The organism is bacterium, from assembly GCA_013360215.1.
Lineage (GTDB): Bacteria > CLD3 > CLD3 > SB21 > SB21 > JABWCP01.
Genome location: JABWCP010000004.1, coordinates 52,590 through 72,886, shown reverse-complemented (window position 1 = coordinate 72,886; position 20,297 = coordinate 52,590). Strand labels below are relative to the sequence as shown.

The window sequence follows — 20,297 nt, the reverse complement described above, 5'->3', positions numbered from 1 at the left end:
CTTTCTTTGGAGATACCGACATGGATAACGGGTCACCCAGAAATCTGGCGGATGTATTTCACCAGAGTGCGCGTCGTTTTGGTCATAAAACATTGTATATGAGCAAACGCGATGGCAAGTACCGCGCTTTGACGTATGGACAAGTGCACGAAATCGTCTGCAATCTGGCGCTGGGTATGGCATCGCTGGGAATTAAGAAAGACGATAAGGTAGCTGTTCTTTGCCCGACGCAGGAAGAGTGGGCTATGTCCGATTTTGCGATTTTATCACTTGGCGCCGTAACGGTTCCGATTTACCCCAATCTTCCTACGCCGCAGGTCGAATACATTCTGCAAAATTCGGATGCACGTTTAGTCATCGCATCGGATCGGGAGCAACTTGCAAAAATCATCGAGTGCAAAAATCAGTGCCCGATGTTGAACAACGCCGTCCTTATAACTCATGAAGATAAACACAAAGACTACGTTTTGTTTTTTTCAGAGCTTCAGGAGTTAGGAAAAAAATTTGGCACTGAAAACCCCGGATATATCGAAAAACAAATCGACAGTATAGATCCCAAAGGATTGGCAACGATCATTTATACATCCGGTACAACGGGTATGCCCAAAGGCGTGATGCTCTCGCACAATAATATTTTGAGTAATAGTTTAGCGGCTGTTAAAGTGGCTACCGTCGGTGAAACCGATACCATGTTGTCGTTTTTACCACTCGCGCACAGTTTTGAACGTATGGCCGGACACTTTATGCCGGTGATTCGCGGTTGCGCCATTGCTTATGCGGAAAGCATCGAAAAGGTGCCGCAAAACATGGGAGAAATAAATCCGACCGTAATGACCGCCGTACCTCGTCTATACGAAAAAATGTACGACCGCGTAAAAGAGGGACTATCCACGGCGCCTCCTATCCGCCGTAAAATTTTTGAATGGGCACTCGGTGTAGGTAAATCGGCTTATGAAACCGGTGAACGCGGATTCAAATACAAAATCGCAGAAAAACTTGTTTTTTCAAAACTGCATCATCGGCTCGGCGGGCGCTTACGATTTTTTGTGTCGGGCGGCGCTCCTTTGGCCAAAGAGATTGCTGAGTTTTTTGCTTATATGGGTGTGATGATCCTCGAAGGATACGGATTAACCGAAACTTCTCCGGTAATCACCGTCAATCGTCCTGAAAAAGTAAAATTTGGAGCCGTCGGTCCGGCTATTGACGGTGTCGAAGTGCGTATCGCACAGGATGGCGAAGTATTGACACGCGGGCCTCACGTCATGATGGGGTATTACAAGAACGAAGAAGCCACACGTGAAATGATAGACTCGGATGGATGGTTGCACACCGGCGATATCGGATTTCTTGACTCTGATAATCATTTACACATAACGGATCGTAAGAAAAACATCATCGTAACATCCGGCGGAAAAAACATTGCACCGCAGCCAATTGAAAACACGTTGATCACCATTCCTTTTGTAGAGCAAGCGCTTGTCATCGGCGATCGCCGTAATTTTATCTCGGCGTTGATCGTTCCCAAACGCGAACGCCTCCGCGACTGGGCGATGCAGCACGGTATCAAGTTTGACAGCGAAGAAGAATTGCTGGAAAACAAAGAAGTATATGCCATGATAGATAAATTGATCCAAGAAGCGCAAGATAAAGCCGGATTTGCGCGATATGAAAAAGTGCGGAAGTTTGCATTATTACCCAAAGCATTTTCGATAGAAAGCGGTGAGCTTACTCCCAAACTTTCGATCAAACGCCATGTCGTTACTAAAAATTTTAAAGATATGATTGATACGATATACAACCGCGAAACAGAACGTATGACGGAAGGCGATAGTTTGACATGATAGATATTAAGCATATCCTGACCGTCGGTGTTGACGATCAGGTCAAAACCATTTATGAAGACTATATAGCGCAGCTTACTGAACGCATCGGTATAAGCGATGCGAATGCAAAACCGGCTTTCAAAGCGTTGATGAATATCCTTATCACACTTGAGGAAAGCGGGAATATCCGTAAAGGGTACGATTCGTTGCCTTCGCTTTTTATCACCCAACGCGTGCTGTATATGAAGGTGTTTGATCTCATGTTACAGCACGGTCACGCGGTTTCCGACGTTGATGAATTTTGGTTTCGCGGTAAAGAAATTGAGTTGGCATCTCCATCCCACTTTATTGATGATCAAGTGCAGGTAGCGCGTTCCATTTTTTCGGTGTTCCAGCCGTTTCTTGATGCGGATGACGACGTTGATCGCTTTATGCGTGTGATTTCGCTCTATGCCGCATTTATCAGTAAAAAGAACGATGTCGGTGCGATGGTTAATCTGATGCATCACTTTGCGCATTTTGCAGATAAAATATATCTCGCCGGTTATAAAAAAGTGCATGACGGATGGGGCGGTAAATTAGATCTGGATACCGATGTGTATCCTGTTTTTTTTAAGTCTATTATTCGTGATGCGGTTGAAACATATGGCTTTTCAGACTACGTCGTAGATTTCTTATATGATCGTCTCAAAGAAGTGGGTGAATCCGAAACCGTACTGCCCGATCTTTATGATTTTACCAAGTCGCTTCAGGCCAATGCAGAATTGACGAAAGAAATACAAGACGCCGATAAATCTTTAAAAACGGAAATTCAAAAAACGTTGCAGATCGTTCAACAGCAAAAAGGCGAATCGTTGAGCGAAAACGCACAAAACGCCATTGTGCGTGAACTTACCGCGTACGAAGAGCTTGAGGGATTGATCTACTATTATTTTGACGAACGTCGTCTTTTCAAAATAATGACCGATACGAAAACGGTATCGCTTTTTGAAAAAACGTTGGACATTGTGCGCTCGTATTCACCGAAAATGAAACATTATGTAATGTACGCGTTCGGAAAACTGCTTGGCGCCGTCAAAAATAACGTCGAAGTGGATGAAGCGGTTGTTGAAATGTTTTGCCGGGAAATCAAGCTTGATATTGAGACGATCAACAGCGACAAGGTGATGCAAAATCTTCCTGCGCAATATCGCGCGCGCGTACCTGATCTTGAAGTGCGTTTTGTTTTTAATCGTATGATGAGCAATACGGCGTCCTTGGAAGGGTTTGAACGTGTTCACGATCTTTTCCGGGCGTATCTTACGGATCAGACGGACTTCCCTCTTATTCACGAAATGTTTATCGAGCGTGCCGCTGAAAAACGTCACGCCTCCGCGCTCATGTCGTTTTATGTGGCCGCACTTTTGGTGCACGAACTGGGCGACATCGTTTCGGATCAATTGATCAAAGTACTTGCAGGCCGTCTTTCGCTGACCTACAGCTTTACGCGCCGTCTGACATTGTTTCAGGAAATCAAAAAACTTCGGTATGAGTTTGACGGTTCACACACCGACCGTGAGACGTTGTATTATAACGGGTTTGATAAACAAAACGCAGTTGTGCCCGAAAAGGAAAAACAAACACCGCTTAAAAGTCGTCCGTTTGAAGAACAATGGATCATTTTGTATCACTATCTCAATAATCGCGAATTAGCCCAAGCACTCCGTCTTTTGGATGATCAGATTCTCTTTGATTACATCTACAAAAGAGAACATACGCAAGAAGAGATTGATGTTGCACGTACCGAATTGCGACAGAAAGTTTATAAGATCATTGATGACAAGTTTCTCGACGTTGTTTCTAATGAAGAAGATCGGGAAAAACGAGAACTGGAAAGCGAAGGAAAGTTTGCCGCTGGCTATTATGGTAAGTATGAAAAAGTGCGGAGTATTCTCGTTGCTCAGTTTGTTGCGTCCGGTTGGGATATGGAGGTGCACGAATTGCGCCGTAAAGGTAAACGTCCGCTGATCAAAATGACACAGACGGAACTTTTACGCGGTATAAAAAATATTGACCCCAATCGTATTCTTGAACAATACGAATACAAAGAAGCGCGTGAAAACATAGACGTGTCCACCCTGCGTAAACAAGTAGACGCCCGAGAGCAGTTGCTCGGTTTTGTCAATCGTACCATAAAAGATGAAACGGCGTTTTATCAAAAAGCGCTCGGACTGTCCGATGAAGCCGTGGCTTTATTAAGTTATTCATCGACTAAACTGCGGTCCAATGAGTTGCGCGTTGAGTTGGGTGTGCGGCAGCTTGTCGAAAGGCTGCGTGCCGATCTCGGTGTAGCGGCACAACGTGAACCATTGCCGCTTCATGATATCTTACAAAAGGCTTTTGCCGGTACGTATGGAAAAATTGATGTCAAGGTGATCAAAAAAGACAAAAACGGAAAACCGATGATCGATCCGGAAACCGGAGAAGAAGCGGAAAAAACGTATACGATCGAACCCGGGAAATTTCCTGATTACCTCAAAAGTGCGCGAAATGAAATCGAAGCGCTCGGCAAATCCGAATTGTACCGTCAGTTTTATTTGATAACGCTCAGCAGTATTTTGTCTGAAACATTCAGTTCAATGACATTTATCAAAGAAGCTTTAGCGACGAATAAGTATGTCATCGCAGCAGACGGTCTAAAAGAGCAGTCGCTCGAAAATCAGGAAATCATCGAATACGCCCGCATCAAGATGGATAGCGCAGCTCAACTCATGCCTTTTGAACTTCAACTTCAACCGATATCATAATTACTTACAACATGCCGAATTATAAAATCCTCTTCCGTTTTTTGTTACTGATATTATCGTTTATGTTCTTTTTTGTGAGCGGATGTTCCAAAAAAGAAAACGTAAATACTGTTTCCGATAATCAACCTCGCTTTGGAGGTACATTACTCTACGGTAAACATGGTCCGCCGGTCACACTAGATCCGGCCAAAGTTGCGGAGACGGAATCCTCTATTCTGACCGATAATATTTTTGAAACCTTAGTGCGCCTCCAACCGGGTAATGTGGATGTTGTGCCAGGGCTGGCCAAATCGTGGATCATCGCCGTAGACGGATTAAGCTATACGTTTAATCTTCAAAGCGGCGTACGTTTTCACGACGGGACACCGTTTGATGCCAAAGCAGTTTTATATAGTTTGGATCGCCAAAAAAAGGGTGCCCGTCGCTCCGCTGACCAGTTTTCTAACTGGATCAATTTTAATATGGATGAACTCATTCGAGAAGTCCGCGCCGTCAATGATTCAACGGTACAATTCAAACTTCACCGTGCAGATGCTACTTTTTTGAAAATTCTGAGTATGCAGTTTTTGGCTATAGTAAGTCCTACGGCTGTGGAAAAATACGGTGCGGACTTTGAAAAGCATCCCGTAGGTACAGGCGCTTTCATGATGAGCGTTTCCAGCGATTGGAATGATCTTTCACTTGTAGCCAATCCTAATTATTGGGGAGAGCGTCCTTATTTGGACACCATACGATTTTTGAGTGAGCCCGACCCGGAGAAACGAATTGCGCGTTTGGAACAAGGTGAATTTCATTTGATCGAACCGCCGCCGTTTGACATGCTGGCTCGAGTCAAACGCAATGAGCAAATTATTCAATTTAAACAACCCGGCGCCAATGTCTCTTTTTTGGCAATGAACATGAGCAAAAAGCCCATGTCAGACATTCGTGTGCGAAAAGCCGTAGCTTATGCGATCAATCGTGAAAAACTGGTTCAAGCTATTTATGGCAGTTTTGGTGTGCCGGCAAAAAACCCCATACCTCCGGGTATGCTCGGTTATAATGACGATCTTCGCCCAACACCATATAATCCGGCAGAATCAGAAAGGCTTCTGAAAGAAGCCGGATATAAAAGAAACCTCAAACTGAAATTGTGGAATGTACCTTTGCCTAGGGAATACATGCCGCACCCGGAAAAAGCCGTTGAAATGATTCGTAGTGAATTGGAAAAAGTAGGTATTGAGATCGAGGTAGTTACTCCGCCGTGGGAGACATATATTCAGGATACCTATCTCGGTGATTACGATTTGTTGATCGGAGGTTGGATTGCCGATATTCCAGATCCCGATAATTTCTTTTATCCTCTCTTATCCAAAACCACCGTGCGTCAAAAAGGAACCGGAAACAGCGCTTTTTATGATAACGACGAAATGTATCGCGTTTTGCTTAAAGCTAAAGCAGCTACAAAAACGGAAGAGCGTGATCAGCTATATAAAAACGCGTGTCAAATATTCCAACGTGATGTACCTTGGTTTACCATCGCACATACGCAAATTGTGATTCCGCGTCGGCGTGAAGTAATGAATTTTAACCCGTATGCAAGTTATACGCGTAATCTGAAAAATGTGTGGGTCAAATCCTAACCATAGCGTGATTGGAAAAATTATTTCCATACTACATCATTCATACCGAAAGGATGTATTTATGAATCAACGATCCTTATTTCAGATCGTTTTAGCGGTGGCACTTGTATTTACAACGGCCTGTAAAAAAAACGATGCTGTAAGTGATGCAACCGGAGACACACCGCAATATGGCGGTACAGTGATCTATGGTAAGAACGGCCCCCCGGTAACACTTGATCCGGCGTTTGTGGAGGAAACGGAATCTTCTATTATAGTAGGAAATCTTTTTGAAGGTTTGATCATTCAACGTGCCGGCAAAATTGCATTGGATCCGGGACTTGCCAAATCATGGAAGATTTCTTTGGATGGCCGTACTTATACATTCAACCTAAAAACAGGATTGACTTTTCATGACGGTACGCCGTTCAACGCGCAATCTGTTGTTTTTACATTTGAACGACAAAAATCGGGCGGCGAAGGGGAAAGCAGCAGCGGCTATGCGCTTTGGAAAAACTTTAATATGGACAATATTTTTCAATCCATCGAAGCCATAAACGATTCTACGGTAAAAATCGTTTTACAAAAAGCCGATGCAACATTTCTCAATATCTTGTCGCTCAATTTTTTAGCCATAGTAAGTCCTGCGGCCGTACAAAAATACGGCGCAGAATTTAGCAAAAATCCCGTCGGCGCCGGTCCTTTCAAATTTGTCAGCTGGGATGCGGACGGGTCAGTGCGTACAGCCGCTTTTGATGGGTATTGGCACGGGCGTCCCTATCTTGATACGGTGATCTTCAGACCTGTACCTGATCCGCATGAACGTTGGCTTGCATTGAAATCGGGGGTGATCAATATGATGGGTTTGCCGACTCAAAAGGATCTCGCGGATATCGAAAAAACTCCCGGAGTAAAAGTAACCAAACAGCCCGGTATGAATGTGGCTTATGTAGGTATGAATATGAGAAAAAAGCCATTTGATAATCCCAAAGTGCGAGAGGCAATCGTATTGGCGATCAACAAAGAACGGATTGTACGCGAAGTATTTGCACAACTCGGTAGCCAGGCCAAAAACCCGGTTCCTCCTACTCTTTTAGGTCACAATGATCAGATACAGGCAGCACCTTATGATCCGGAACGCGCCAAACAACTGCTCAAAGAAGCCGGTTTTCCAAACGGATTCAAATGCAAACTATGGGGTTTGCCGCTGGTTCGCGATTATATGCCCAACCCGCCTTTAGCTGCGGAACTGATCATCAACGATCTTAAAGCTGTAGGTATAACCGCGGAAGAAGAAAAAATATCAAACTGGGGCGAATTTTTACGTCGGCGCGGGCGTGGGGAACATGAGATGTCTGTTTCCGGATGGGTCGGCGATGCACCGGATCCGCACTTTTTCTTTTATCCACTTTTAGATAAAGATATTACCAAACAACAATCGTCTACCAACGTATCGTTTTATGCATCCGAAGAAATGCATAATCTTATAAAACGCGGTCGTCAAACTTTTGATCCCAATGCACGTGCTGATATATATAAAAAAGCATGCGAAGTATTTAATAAAGATTTTCCATGGGTAACGATCGCTCATGCGTTGACGATTGTTCCTATGCGAGACAATGTCATGGGATTTGAGCTTCATGCCAGTGCTACGCGTCGTTTTGAAAAAACCTGGATCAAACAGTAAACGAATAGAATTTCTGAAAGTAATAAAAGGTCGGATGATCCATCCGACCTTATTTTTTAGAATCAAAATTATCGGATACTAATTAATGCGATTTATCTGGTTTTTTCTGACGTGGACGGCCATCGTTATGTCAGGTTATTGGTATGTAGGTCGCCGCATCGTACCGGCTATGGCTCATTTTGGTTTACCGGTCTATATCGGATGGATAGTGATCGCTGTTTTATGTCTTTTGCCGCTTGGCGGATTTATGATGGTATTGCAGCGTCAGCACGAAAGCATAAGTTTGGATGTTCTGCTGTGGTGCGGATATTCGAGTCTTGGATTGTTCAGTCTCCTATTAGTTGCATTTTTACTTCGGGATGTAGGTGGATGGTTGCACCATGGTTTTACATGGCTGTTCACAAAACCCAATGAAACCGTTACAGACGAAACCCGAAGACAGTTTCTCATTCAAAGTGTAAATCTCGGTGTGGCCGGTTTTTGTACGGCGGTTGCGGGGTATGGTATTTTTAAGGCGCACAATGACCCGGTAGTTGAAGCGATTGAAGTACCGCTTCAAAATCTACCTAAAAATTTCGATGGATTTCGGATCGTACAGTTTTCCGACCTTCATGTGGGACCGACTATTAAGCGCGAATTTGTCCAGCGTGTTACCGATCATGTAATGGCGCAAAAACCTGACTTAGTGGCGTTCACCGGCGATTTGGTTGACGGTACGGTAGCTTGGCTTCGTGAGGAAGTGGAACCACTGAAGCAACTTCAAGCGCCGCATGGTGTTTTTTTTGTCACAGGTAATCATGAGTATTACTCCGGGGCAAAAGCTTGGTGTGATGAAGCTAAAAGATTAGGATTTGATGTATTGCTCAATGAACACCGTCTTATTCATCGCGAAAATCAGCAGATTTGTCTCGCCGGTATAACGGATTATGGGGCAACGGATTTTATTCCCGGGCACTTATCCGATCCTGTAAAAGCTATTGATGGCACATCATCAGATTATTCGCGAATATTGCTTGCGCATCAACCTAAAAGTGCGCCGGCAGCATCGGCAGCGGGTTTTGATTTGCAGCTGTCAGGACACACACACGGCGGACAATTTTTTCCGGGTAATCTATTGGCGGCGATGGCACAACCGTATTTGAAAGGACTGCATCGGCATGAAAATATGTGGGTGTATGTCAATCGCGGAACCGGTTATTGGGGCCCGCCAATGCGTATCGGTTCTCCACCCGAAATCACCGTGATCACACTCCGTTGTGCTTAAAAACGGATGATTATTTGTAATCATATTGATTTAAAATAACAGTATAACTTTTATCTGGAGGCTCTTCATGGCAGCTCACGTCACAGAAGCTTTGCGGCAGGTCAAATCCGATGCGCGTGCCGGCACATGTTCGGTGATTATCTTCGGCGGTTCCGGTGATCTGGCGCGACGTAAAATTTTACCGGCGCTTTTTAATAGTGCCAAAGAAGGTTTGCTTCCTGAGAAATTCACAGTAATAGGATGCGGCAAACCGGAGATGAGCAGCGAAGCATATCGCGAAATGGTAAGCGCTGCATTGCGTGAATTTGCCAAATCCGATGCCGTATATCCGAAAATCGTGAATGAATTTGTTCAAAACTCCTTTTATGTCGGCGGAGGTTTTGATGAGAATGCATTGTATCAAACTATGGATTCGCTGATCAAAAACAACTGCGCGACGCGTGCCTGTAATGATAACCGTATCTATTATCTCGCGACGCCGCCTACGGTATTTGCTACGATATGTCAGAAGTTGGCTGAACACAATATGTCACAGGTGCGCGGAGGTAATTACTGGCGACGCATTATTATCGAAAAACCATTTGGCCGTGATCTCGAATCGGCGCGTGCACTCAATGCGGAAGTGGCTAAAGCTTTCGAAGAATGGCAGGTCTATCGTATAGATCACTACCTCGGAAAAGAGACCGTTCAAAACGTATTGGCGTTTCGTTTTGCGAACGGGATTTTTGAACCTTTGTGGAATCGCAATTATATAGACCATATACAAATAACAGCGGCGGAAGCTTTGGGAGTCGAAGATCGGGGCGGTTATTATGACAATGCCGGCGCTTTGAGAGATATGATACAAAATCATGTGCTTCAAGTCATGGCGCTCGTTGCGATGGAGCCACCTACTACATTTGATGCTAATGCTGTACGTGACGAGCGCGTCAAAGTCATGCGCGCCATTCGCCCCGTAAAACCTGATCAGGTGAATGATTATTTTGTGCGCGGGCAATACGGAGCCGGACAGATCAATGGCAAACCGGTTCCCGGCTATCGCACCGAGCCCAAAGTGGATCCTCAATCAAATACCGAAACCTATGTTGCAGCAAAATTTTATGTGGATAATTGGCGCTGGGCGGGCGTACCGTTTTATTTGCGGACTGGAAAAAGAATGCCTCGACGTGATTCGGAGATAGCGATCTTTTTTAAACGAACACCGCATATGATGTTTACTCAGACGGCGGCCGATGATGTGGCGCCCAATGTACTGGTGATACAAATCCAGCCGGATGAAAGTATTACGATGAGTTTTGAAGCCAAAGTACCGGGTCCGGAAATGCAGCTCCAGTCGGTAGATATGCATTTTAATTATAAAGAAGCGTTTCAGGTGGAAATTGCCGAAGCCTATCAAAGATTGATTCTCGACTGTATGCGCGGCGACGCAACGCTTTTTATGCGTAAAGATATGGTCGAGGTAGCGTGGTGGCTCGTAATGCCGGTTTTAGAACATTGGAAAAACAATAAAGCGGAGTTTCCAAATTATGCTGCGGGTTCTTGGGGACCGGAAGCGGCGGATAAGTTATTGAATAAAGACGGTCGTAAATGGAGATCTTAAAGAATGAAACGGTTTATTTTTGTAACGGTGTTTTTTATATCCACATACACTCTCACAGCACAAAATAAAAAAATTGCAGTGCTCCCGTTTACTTCGACATGTAACTCGGATAATAAACCAGCTTATTATCTAAGCTATATGCTTTCAGATGTATTGAGTGCCACCGGTGAATTGACGGTAATTTCACAAGATGCAATATTTAATACGTTAGAAAACGAAAGCATTATATCGGATGATAAACATTCAGAGAAATTAGACCTCATAGCTGATGATAAAAAAGACCTCGTTGTGCGAGGAAAATATTGTATGCGAAGCGACTCCATCGAAATGGAGTTTGAGCTTTTGGGCGATAACGGCAATGTAAACGTCGCACAAGAGCGAATCTATGGACCGATTAAAAACTACACGGATTTCTATAAAACCATGTACCGTGCGGTTGAATATTTATTCCAACGAATCAATCATACTGAAAAAAATCTTTTGAGCCCAAACGGTGTGTTGCAGGGACATGAAAGATTGCGGACGATCGCAAGCGATCACGAAGAGTATGCGCTCTATGTTCAAAAATGGGAAGCTCTTGGTTATTATAGTTTAGGCGTTTCGGCTTATGAAAAAAATAACGATTCCGATGCGATTTTGTTTTTCGAAAAAGCCCGCCGTTTGGATTATAGTAATTCACTAAAATCGGAAAAAAATATATCAGCGGCGTATCTTCGAGCAGGTAATATGGCCTATCGAAATAACGATTGGCCTTCGGCTATCACCGGTTATAATCGTGCAATCGAATTTCAGCCCGAAAATGCCGATGCTGTTTTTAATTTAGGAAATGTTTATCAGGCGCGCAAAGAGTGGGATGTTGCCGTATTACAATATCGCAGAGCCTTAGAACTAAATTCGAAATATGTAGATGCGTGGGTTAACTTAGGTGTAGTATTGAGCGAAAAAGGAAAAGCGCCCGAAGCGCTGGCAGCTTATGAATCAGCGTTAAAGATAGACTCGCTCCGTGCGTTAGTGCACTACGGATGCGCTGTCGGGTATGATGACAACTTGGATTACGTCAAAGCCGAAACGCATTATCGCAAAGCGATTGCGTTGGATTCTAATTTATACGATGCATATCTCAATTTGGGTATTCTGCTTAAAGGGAAAAAACAACATAAAGAAGCACAACGGCTGTTTGAAAAATCACTGGCTTTGAATCCAAACAACGCAAAGACCCATCGCAGTTTAGGGATCGTATATATGAACGATAAAAAGCAGGTCAAAAAGGCGATACATCATCTGGAGCAAACACTTGCGCTTGATCCCGGGCAACGCGATGCGGATGTTATACAAAAGAATATTAATGTTTTAAAAAAAAGGCTCAGTAAAAAATAAACGTTTATGACAATGAGTTATTGGAACAAGTTAACTCATTTCAAGCATTCGCAAAATCGGCTTTAATGCGCGCGTGCGTACGTCCTCCGGAAGTGTAATTTCCGGAGTTTTATTTTTCATGCAGAGATATAGTTTCTCTAAAGTATTCAGTTTCATATGCGGGCATTCGTTGCAAGCACAGTTATTATTGGGCGGCGCTGCGATAAATGTTTTGTCCGGGCAAGCTTTTTCCATTTGATGAATAATACCCGCCTCCGTCGCGACGATAAATGTACGATCCGGTGATTGCTGGACAAATTTGAGAAGCCCGCTTGTGGATCCGATAAAATCCGCCATATTCAGTACGGTCTCTTCACATTCTGGATGTGCAATAATCTTAGCTTCGGGATGTGTTGCTTGCAGTTGTACTAATTTCTTTTCAGAAAAAATCTCATGTACCATACATGAGCCTTGCCACAAAATCATGGGGCGGCCTGTTTTCTTACGTATATAAGCGCCGAGGTTTTTATCCGGTGAAAATAAGATGGGCGTAGATTCGGGAATCTGAGCGATAAGCCGTTCGGCATTGCTGGATGTACAAATCAGATCGCTTAATGCTTTGACTTCGGCCGTGCAATTGATGTAAGTAATGGCAAAATGATCGGGATGCGCTTCACGAAATTTTTTGAATTCATCCGCCGGGCAACTGTCGGCTAATGAACATCCGGCTTTAAGATCGGGCAGTAAAACTAATTTTTCCGGATTGAGAATTTTAGCGGTCTCGGCCATAAAATGCACACCGGCAAAAACGATTACATCCGCTTTCGTTTTGGCGGCTTGCCTTGCTAATTCTAAACTATCACCGACAAAGTCTGCCAAATCCTGAATTTCTGATTCCTGATAATAATGAGCAAGGATAACGGCATTCAAATCTTTGCGCAGCCGATTTATTTCCTTAAACAAATCAATACCCGGGCTGATTCGTTGTATGTTTACTTCATCATTCGAGTATGTATTTTTTTTAAAAATCATTGTGTTATTCTTTCCGTAAGCGCCAAGACAAGGCAAGTCGATAGGTCGTAGCGAACATATGAGAATCCAATTTTCCAACGGGTTGTTTAGAGTCTGTTGACTTAAAACCCATCTGATCAAACACCATTAAATATCCAATAGAAGGAGTAAAAGTCAGTTTTTTCGTGAGTGGAAATAAAAACGACACGGATGGTTCAAGAGAAATACCTATTCCCTTGGAACCTTTTAACTCGGAGGGTGGATCAATAAATTCATATTCGCATTGCATTATTCCGACAGACGTAGAACCAAGTAAAGTTAAACCAGGTATTTGACGAAAAAAATATCCAATTTCTCCAAATAAGCCTTTCATTTTGACAAGCCTTTCAGGGACAGCGGGTTTTCGAAACTCTAATACTTCTAAGCCCAAGCCCCAAGTAATATCTTCGGTAAAGGGCTTACGATATTTAAGAAAAAAACTAGAAGTTTGTGATTCGTATTTTTTAAACTCCGAGCCATTGGCTGTATTTGCTTTCGTCCAACCGAGAGTTATGTCCTGACTATAAACGGAAGTAAAATTGAAAACTATTGCTACAACCAATAAACGCATGAAATTATCCTTTCTTTTCACTTAAGATCAAGTATTTCCTAGTCAACTCAAATACAGCGATACCATAAGCGACGGCCGCATTGAGGGATTGTTTCGAGCCAAACATAGGTATTTCACAAGCCATATCGCAACGAGCGACGGTTTCTTCGTTTAAACCATCCACTTCGTTGCCCACAAGTAACGCAACCGGGAAAGGCAACTCCGTAGTAAATAGATTTTTGCTTTCTTCGCAATGTTCCAAAGCAACTACAGTGATGCCTTGATCTTTTAGATAACTAATGCTGTCGAGGGTGTTGTTAAAATGCCGCCATGGAACGGTTTCTGTAGCACCGAGAGCTGTTTTTTCGATTTGCGAGCGCGGAGGTTGGGCTGTATAACCACAAAGTATTAATTCCTGGACACATGCTGCATCCGATGTACGGAATGCCGCGCCTACATTGTACATGCTTCGAATGTTTTCTAAAACTCCGTATATAGGAAACCTTTTTTTTGAAGCCAACTCCTCAGGCGTTGATCGGAGCATTTTTATTTCATCGTACGCCAGTTTTCGCAATGACATGGATATAATCTTTACTAACATAAATAGATTCGTCGAAATGTAGGGGTAGATACCATAATTTGCAAAATTATTTACATTCGTTTTTATGTTGTAAGCTACTAAGAACAGTTTTGTGCGGTTAGACGTGTTGAATAAGCATGTTGCCTGCTTGTTGATTATGATTGATTGCATGATCCAAAATTTTTATCATACCACGTTTGTATGGCGTTTACGTGTATCAAAAAGCGGATATGGATTCCCATAGGTTCACCGGAATTCATCAACGGAAAAATCAGATCAAGAAAGATATTTATGAGAAAATCAGAAAAACGAATAATCGGTTTTTGTATTATCGTCCTTTTTTCTTTGTCATTCACGCTGCATGCCGGATCCGGCGATGAAGAAAAAAAAGTAGTTATATCGAGTATGCGGACAGCCAATGAAGCGACAACCTCTCTTCAGGCTAAAATGAAACAGCGTAAACAATCATCATTTATGGATAAAGAGATTGTTACGAAGGCAGATTTTTATTACCAAAAACCTGGAAAATATGCGCTTAATCCGTCTTCTGATTCCGAAAACCAATATATTGTAAACAATAATTCGTTATGGATTATCAATAGGAAAAACAAAACCGTTACAACGACGTCTGATAATGAAATTAACTTCAGTCAGTACTTGTTGGGTTTTGGTAATTCACTCGAAATGCTCGAAAAATATTTTGATGTGCAAGTTGACGCAAAACAAATTCAAAAGAAATTTGGTTCTTACAAACTGACGCTTACTCCCAAGCGCGGGAGCAAGTTTTATGACAAAATGGAAAACATCATTATTTACGTCAGAGATGATTTGTGGTTACCCTATCAGGCAGAGCTTAGTGAAGCCGATGGGGATAAAACGATTTGGGAATTCTCGGATTTCCGGTTAAACCAAGCGATCAATGCTGATGTATTTAAGCAAGAAACACCTAGAGGATTTCAAGTTAAAAATCTGGAAAAAAAATGAGTTCAGCAAAACGTATTGGATGGTTTATGTTCGTCGTACTTTTTACTGTTTGTGGGTTATCGGCCGATGCGCAAGTGAGGCGCAAACCGACAAAAAGGATGGAACCCAAAAAAGAAACAAAAAAAGACAAAGGCAAAACAACCTACCTTATTGGCGCTACCACAGCTTATTCCGGGATTACAGGTGTGGTCGTGGAAGCCGTGGGCAAATCCAATAAAAGCACATATAGTTTAGAAGCGGGCTATTCATTTAGACGAGTAAAGTTTGAATCTCCGTATATCGTTTTAGATACCTCATTGACTAATAAAACGGAAATGGTGCATGGTTTTGGCGCTCATATTTGTATGAATAATTATTTGTCAAAATATAAACAAGGGTTTGCTTGGACATTAGGCGTCGGAGGTCACTATTTTTTTAAAAAGCACAACGCTAAAATTTATAATATTACGGACGAACCGTATTATCGTCCCGGACCGGATGTCAAATTTTTTAGCGTGTTTGGACGTGTAAGTTATAGACTAGAGACTGATGAGGGTATGTATCTAACCCCCTTCATCGGCGGTGGTATTATGGCCACACCGTTTAAGAGTACTTTCCATTCCAAGATAAATGGTGCTTTTTTCCAGGGCGGGATCAATTTTGTAATGAAGCTATAAACAGAATGGATCTATTTTCAGGTCAAAATGAGAATTCGTCCGATCTTGTTCAGCAACAGGAAAAGAAGCCTGTTGTTTATTCTATTACCGAAATAACCCGCTTAATAAAAACCAATCTTGAAGATTCATTCCCCGCGATTACCGTTTCCGGCGAAATTTCCAATCTGACCCGTGCCTCTAGCGGCCACGTATATTTTACACTCAAAGATGCCGGCGCACAAATCAAAGCCGTGATATGGAAAAGTTCGTCGGCATCCCAATCGGATGCTTTGAAGGACGGGAAAAAGGTCATTGCTCGAGGAAATATCGCGGTTTATGAAAAAGGCGGCTACTATCAAATAACCGTTCAAAAGATCCAACAAGAGGGCGTTGGAGCACTGCAGGAAGCTTTCGAAAAGCTTAAACAAAAGCTGTATGCCGAAGGATTATTTGATACCTCGCATAAAAAATCTATCCCAAAATATATTCAGCGCGTCGGCATCATAACTTCTCCTACCGGAGCGGCCATCCGCGATATACTTAGCGTTGCACGGCGACGCATGCCGTGGATCGAATTGATTTTGTATCCGGTCAAAGTACAAGGCGAAGGGGCGGCCGAGGAAATAGCGCATGCGATTCGTGAATTTGAAAAATACGGAGCCGTGGATGTTTTGATCGTAGGTCGCGGGGGCGGATCTTTAGAAGATTTATGGGCTTTTAATGAAGAGGCTACAGCGCGGGCTATTTATGCCTGTTCGATACCGACGATCAGCGCCGTCGGCCATGAAATAGATATCTCCATCAGTGATTATGTTGCCGATTATCGTGCGGCCACGCCTTCGGCGGCGGCGGAGATGGTAACGGTAGATCAGGAAGATATGCGAAGTTATATCGTCAATCTTCAATACACGCTATCACAAAATGTAAAAAAACGAATCAGCGATTATCAAAAACAGCTGCATAATCTGAAGAATAGATATGCTTTTCGTCAACCGGAAAACTTAGTCGGTCAATACCGTCAGCAAGTAGATGATTTTGAAAAAACCATGATGCGCGTTTTGCGCCACAAACTTATCGTTTCCGGGCAGACGATCACCGCCTTAGCTCGCCAATTACAAACACTCAACCCCAAAAATACGCTTCAACGCGGATACGCGATCGTCCGTCAAAAAGATCAAATCGTCATGCGTGTTTCCAAATGGGACGACACCAAACCTACAGAATTGGAATTTTTTGACGGTAAAAAAAATATCTGATTTTTTGCCTATCCTAGATTATTCTTACCTAATTCCATTTTTTTTAAACAGCACATAAGTTATATTTCCCAACATTTCTCATGTCTTTTCGTGGCGGGAATCCTCATCTTATATTGATTTTATAACCTAATGAGGTGTATTTATGAAGCGGATCGGAGTATTGACGGGTGGCGGCGATGTGCCGGGTCTCAATCCTTGTATCAAAGCGCTGGTTTATGATGCGATTCATGCCGGTATGGAAGTGGTCGGAATACGAAGCGGTTGGGGTGGATTATTGAGATACAATCCTGATGATCCGGAAGGCAGTAAAAAATGGATTACACCGCTGGACCTTATCAATACACGCACGATTGATCGCAGCGGGGGTACCTTTTTACATACGTCACGAACCAATCCCGGCAAAGTCAGCAAAAGTGACGTGCCCGATTTTTTGAAAAAGCCCGAACATGATACACTGGATCCCAAAACAAAAATTGATTTCACGCCGCATATTTTTCGTGTACTGAAGCATTTAAAAATTGACGCGTTGGTAACGATAGGCGGTGACGATACACTGAGTTATAGCGTGCGTCTGCATAACGAAGATTTTCCGGTCGTAGCGATTCCCAAAACGATGGATAATGATGTGTATGGTACGGATTACTGTATCGGATTTTCTACCGCTGTCACGCGTTCGGTACACTTTATCAATATGCTCAGGACGCCGGCCGGTTCACATGAGCGTATAGCAGTCGTGGAGTTATTTGGTCGTAATTCCGGAGAAACATCGTTGATTTCAGCTCTGCTGGCCAATGCGGATCGGGCCATTATTTCCGAAGTGCCGTTTGATCCCGAAAAATTATCGGAAATGCTTTTGAATGATAAAAGAAACAATCCCAGTAATTATGCGATCATGACCATATCCGAAGGCGCTACCATGGAAGGCGGCAAGATCATCGAATACGGTCAAGAAGACGCATACGGGCATAAAAAACTCGGAGGCATCGGCGAAATCACTGCGGAGGCTATCAAAAAAATCACAGGCCAGCACATGATCTACCAATCTCTCGCGTATCTCATGCGCAGCGGTGAACCGGATGCTCTTGATCGTATGGTGGCCATGAATTTTGCCGGATTGGCGATTGATCTTTTGACCAAAAATCGCTTTGGCATGATGACGGCTTTACAGGATGGGCGCTATACCACGGTACCTGCGGAAACTATCATACAAGGCAAACGCAATGTGGATGTAAAAGAACTTTATGACGTGAATAACTATCGTCCGAAAGTTTTTAATGTCATGCACAAGCCTATGTTTCTGTACTGATCAACACGCATATTAAAAAAAAAGCCCGTTAAGATAATTATTATGAAAACACAAAACCGGTGGGTATATGTTTTTAGTTTTTTGTATCCGTTGAGTGTTATTGCGGGTAATACACTTGGCGGTCACTTTGCGAGGTCGGGCGCTGTAGTCGGACTGGTGATCTATCCTTTGTTAGATTGGTTACTGGGGGAGTCGGAAAGCAATAATTTAGAAGATTCCGAGCCGTTTTATTTTGATACCATTTTGATGGTGCATGCGGTTTTACAGATCGTTTGTTTGCTCAGTTTGGCGCTTCTGATCCAAAGAGACGGGTGGAATTATTTTGCAGTGCTTGCTTCGATTTCCACCGGTCTGAATTCCGGCATTTCATCGATCGTGATCGCACACGAATTGATTCATCGCCGATACGCGTTCCAACGCGTTACGGGTGTTTTTCTTTTGTGGACGGTCAACTATATGCATTTTTATTTTGAACACGTCCGCGGACATCACAAAAGCGTGGCTACGATAGAAGACCCGGCTTCAGCCCGAGTTGATGAAAATTTTTGGTTTTTTTTAATCAGGACGATTCCGGGTCAATTTATAAATGCCTACAAGATCATGAATCCTCGTGCAAATTCATGGCTGCTCAATCCGGTTTTTTTATTTTTAATAGTACAAATCGTTTCATGGATCGTCGTTTATTTCCTATTGGGGAAATACATTTTGTTTGCCTGGTTGATTCAAAGCGCCTTCGCCGTTTTTTTGTTGGAGTATGTGAACTATATCCGGCATTGGGGATTGCAAAGGCCTGTGGGTTCGCGGGTTCAACCCGAGCATAGCTGGCAAAGCAATCATCGGTGGAGCCGTTGGACTTTGGTCGAATTGACACGTCACGCCGATCATCACTATATCGCATCCCGTGAATATTGGAAACTAAGAACCTATCGGGAAAGTCCTAATCTGCCCACCGGCTATTACGGTTGTTTTTGGTTAGCCGTTATCCCGCCGATCTGGCGTAAAGTCATGAAAAAAAGATTACCAAAACCAAGTATATAACGCACCATAAAAAACGATTTATTGAAACCAAACCCTTGTTTTTTCGTAGTTACATTAGTTTTATCTCTGTTTCCTGATCCGGATCATGGTTTTTGAGCGATTTGAAGAGTAATCTTTGGTTACGTATGAAATATAAGAGCACACATAATTTTTATTCTTTAAGTGTTGTATTACTGACACTATCGTTTGTCGTGACGACTAGTGTGCCGATGACATCGTCTGTGATTTTTCAAACAAAGAAAAATTGCTGCGGTAAATCAAGTGCGGGTGCGTGCAACAAATCGCAGCACCATGATTCCAAAAAAAATTGCCCTAAAGAAGCGTGCCCTCCGGTTGTAAGTTGTCAGGTATGCTGCATCTATGAATCGGTAGAATCAATTTCCCTTTCACCCGGAAAACAGATACAACATCAGATTTTTTTTGCACCGGAATCCGGATATAATCCGGAAATCCTTCGCATCATTTGGCACCCTCCGAACGCTGTCATCCCGAACGCATAAAAAATAAACATCACAAAACTATTATGTATGTAGCAAATATGTTATTTGCTATGATATCAATTTTTAAAAAAACAGGAAATTTATATATGAAAAAATTAATGCTTGTCGCTGCGGCCGCTTTGATGGTCACGTCTTTTGTATTTGCCGGTATGGGTCAGGATAATTGCGGTTCGTGCCCCAATAAAGAAAACTGCGGCACAAAAGTATGCGCCCCCAAAGAGTGCTGCAAAAAGTAGTGCTTTGTTAATTAAAAAAACCCCCGTACTGCGAAGTGCGGGGGT

General features: G+C 43.1%; 17 protein-coding genes. 14 read left to right on the top strand and 3 right to left on the bottom strand.

The window, feature by feature from the left end; all coding sequences use genetic code 11:
- Nucleotides 1-20: 20 nt before the first annotated feature.
- The 7 genes from HUU58_03730 to HUU58_03700 all read left to right on the top strand — a co-directional run bounded on the left by HUU58_03730 (nucleotide 21) and on the right by HUU58_03700 (nucleotide 12,138).
- Entirely contained in the window at nucleotides 21-1,841 is a 1,821-nt protein-coding gene (locus HUU58_03730; protein ID NUN44768.1) for a long-chain fatty acid--CoA ligase, read from the top strand.
- On the top strand, nucleotides 1,838-4,609 hold the full coding sequence (locus HUU58_03725; protein ID NUN44767.1) for a hypothetical protein: 2,772 nt from the start codon (nucleotides 1,838-1,840) through the stop codon (nucleotides 4,607-4,609). Before HUU58_03730 ends, HUU58_03725 begins: the two co-directional genes overlap by 4 nt.
- Before the next feature lie 62 nt (nucleotides 4,610-4,671).
- Nucleotides 4,672-6,231: an ABC transporter substrate-binding protein gene (locus tag HUU58_03720; GenBank protein NUN44766.1), complete on the top strand. Its 1,560-nt coding sequence runs from the start codon at nucleotides 4,672-4,674 to the stop codon at nucleotides 6,229-6,231.
- Nucleotides 6,232-6,292: 61 nt separating this feature from the next.
- Entirely contained in the window at nucleotides 6,293-7,897 is a 1,605-nt protein-coding gene (locus tag HUU58_03715; GenBank protein ID NUN44765.1) for an ABC transporter substrate-binding protein, read from the top strand.
- An 85-nt stretch (nucleotides 7,898-7,982) separates the two neighbouring features.
- On the top strand, nucleotides 7,983-9,161 hold the full coding sequence (locus HUU58_03710) for a metallophosphoesterase (protein ID NUN44764.1): 1,179 nt from the start codon (nucleotides 7,983-7,985) through the stop codon (nucleotides 9,159-9,161).
- Between the two features lie 67 nt (nucleotides 9,162-9,228).
- Entirely contained in the window at nucleotides 9,229-10,761 is a 1,533-nt protein-coding gene (gene zwf, locus HUU58_03705) for a glucose-6-phosphate dehydrogenase (GenBank protein NUN44763.1), read from the top strand.
- 3 nt (nucleotides 10,762-10,764) lie between these two features.
- Nucleotides 10,765-12,138, top strand: coding sequence for a tetratricopeptide repeat protein (locus tag HUU58_03700; protein NUN44762.1), 1,374 nt, complete (start codon nucleotides 10,765-10,767; stop codon nucleotides 12,136-12,138).
- A gap of 30 nt (nucleotides 12,139-12,168) precedes the next feature.
- Here the strand turns inward: HUU58_03700 and nadA are convergent, their stop codons facing one another.
- The 3 genes from nadA to HUU58_03685 are packed head-to-tail and all read right to left on the bottom strand — an operon-like array spanning nucleotide 12,169 to nucleotide 14,261.
- Nucleotides 12,169-13,149: a quinolinate synthase NadA gene (gene nadA, locus HUU58_03695; protein ID NUN44761.1), complete on the bottom strand. Its 981-nt coding sequence runs from the start codon at nucleotides 13,147-13,149 to the stop codon at nucleotides 12,169-12,171.
- 4 nt (nucleotides 13,150-13,153) lie between these two features.
- Nucleotides 13,154-13,738 (bottom strand): hypothetical protein, encoded by a 585-nt coding sequence (locus tag HUU58_03690; GenBank protein ID NUN44760.1) that lies wholly within the window; start codon nucleotides 13,736-13,738, stop codon nucleotides 13,154-13,156.
- 4 nt (nucleotides 13,739-13,742) lie between these two features.
- Complete coding sequence (locus HUU58_03685) at nucleotides 13,743-14,261, bottom strand: RNA methyltransferase (protein NUN44759.1); 519 nt, start codon at nucleotides 14,259-14,261, stop codon at nucleotides 13,743-13,745.
- Between the two features lie 327 nt (nucleotides 14,262-14,588).
- Here HUU58_03685 and HUU58_03680 point away from each other — a divergent pair, with 327 nt between their 5' ends.
- The 7 genes from HUU58_03680 (at nucleotide 14,589) to HUU58_03650 (ending at nucleotide 20,252) form a co-directional block, all read left to right on the top strand.
- Complete coding sequence (locus HUU58_03680; protein NUN44758.1) at nucleotides 14,589-15,281, top strand: outer membrane lipoprotein carrier protein LolA; 693 nt, start codon at nucleotides 14,589-14,591, stop codon at nucleotides 15,279-15,281.
- A 98-nt stretch (nucleotides 15,282-15,379) separates the two neighbouring features.
- Entirely contained in the window at nucleotides 15,380-15,937 is a 558-nt protein-coding gene (locus tag HUU58_03675) for a hypothetical protein (protein ID NUN44757.1), read from the top strand.
- A 5-nt stretch (nucleotides 15,938-15,942) separates the two neighbouring features.
- A complete protein-coding gene (locus HUU58_03670; GenBank protein NUN44756.1) occupies nucleotides 15,943-17,172 on the top strand; it encodes an exodeoxyribonuclease VII large subunit in 1,230 nt (409 codons plus the stop codon).
- Between the two features lie 142 nt (nucleotides 17,173-17,314).
- Complete coding sequence (locus HUU58_03665) at nucleotides 17,315-18,478, top strand: ATP-dependent 6-phosphofructokinase (protein ID NUN44755.1); 1,164 nt, start codon at nucleotides 17,315-17,317, stop codon at nucleotides 18,476-18,478.
- A 42-nt stretch (nucleotides 18,479-18,520) separates the two neighbouring features.
- Entirely contained in the window at nucleotides 18,521-19,516 is a 996-nt protein-coding gene (locus tag HUU58_03660) for an alkane 1-monooxygenase (protein NUN44754.1), read from the top strand.
- Between the two features lie 92 nt (nucleotides 19,517-19,608).
- Complete coding sequence (locus HUU58_03655; protein NUN44753.1) at nucleotides 19,609-20,016, top strand: hypothetical protein; 408 nt, start codon at nucleotides 19,609-19,611, stop codon at nucleotides 20,014-20,016.
- Nucleotides 20,017-20,102: 86 nt separating this feature from the next.
- On the top strand, nucleotides 20,103-20,252 hold the full coding sequence (locus HUU58_03650; GenBank protein ID NUN44752.1) for a hypothetical protein: 150 nt from the start codon (nucleotides 20,103-20,105) through the stop codon (nucleotides 20,250-20,252).
- Nucleotides 20,253-20,297: the final 45 nt, after the last annotated feature.

Excerpts from the sequence above, each read along its gene's own strand:
- HUU58_03730 (NUN44768.1), top strand. The coding sequence starts at position 21 with ATGGATAACGGGTCACCCAGAAATCTGGCGGATGTATTTCACCAGAGT.
- HUU58_03725 (NUN44767.1), top strand. The coding sequence starts at position 1,838 with ATGATAGATATTAAGCATATCCTGACCGTCGGTGTTGACGATCAGGTC.
- HUU58_03720 (NUN44766.1), top strand. The coding sequence starts at position 4,672 with ATGTTCTTTTTTGTGAGCGGATGTTCCAAAAAAGAAAACGTAAATACT.
- HUU58_03715 (NUN44765.1), top strand. The coding sequence starts at position 6,293 with ATGAATCAACGATCCTTATTTCAGATCGTTTTAGCGGTGGCACTTGTA.
- HUU58_03710 (NUN44764.1), top strand. The coding sequence starts at position 7,983 with ATGCGATTTATCTGGTTTTTTCTGACGTGGACGGCCATCGTTATGTCA.
- zwf (NUN44763.1), top strand. The coding sequence starts at position 9,229 with ATGGCAGCTCACGTCACAGAAGCTTTGCGGCAGGTCAAATCCGATGCG.
- HUU58_03700 (NUN44762.1), top strand. The coding sequence starts at position 10,765 with ATGAAACGGTTTATTTTTGTAACGGTGTTTTTTATATCCACATACACT.
- nadA (NUN44761.1), bottom strand. The coding sequence starts at position 13,149 with ATGATTTTTAAAAAAAATACATACTCGAATGATGAAGTAAACATACAA.
- HUU58_03690 (NUN44760.1), bottom strand. The coding sequence starts at position 13,738 with ATGCGTTTATTGGTTGTAGCAATAGTTTTCAATTTTACTTCCGTTTAT.
- HUU58_03685 (NUN44759.1), bottom strand. The coding sequence starts at position 14,261 with ATGCTCCGATCAACGCCTGAGGAGTTGGCTTCAAAAAAAAGGTTTCCT.
- HUU58_03680 (NUN44758.1), top strand. The coding sequence starts at position 14,589 with ATGAGAAAATCAGAAAAACGAATAATCGGTTTTTGTATTATCGTCCTT.
- HUU58_03675 (NUN44757.1), top strand. The coding sequence starts at position 15,380 with ATGGAACCCAAAAAAGAAACAAAAAAAGACAAAGGCAAAACAACCTAC.
- HUU58_03670 (NUN44756.1), top strand. The coding sequence starts at position 15,943 with ATGGATCTATTTTCAGGTCAAAATGAGAATTCGTCCGATCTTGTTCAG.
- HUU58_03665 (NUN44755.1), top strand. The coding sequence starts at position 17,315 with ATGAAGCGGATCGGAGTATTGACGGGTGGCGGCGATGTGCCGGGTCTC.
- HUU58_03660 (NUN44754.1), top strand. The coding sequence starts at position 18,521 with ATGAAAACACAAAACCGGTGGGTATATGTTTTTAGTTTTTTGTATCCG.
- HUU58_03650 (NUN44752.1), top strand. The coding sequence starts at position 20,103 with ATGAAAAAATTAATGCTTGTCGCTGCGGCCGCTTTGATGGTCACGTCT.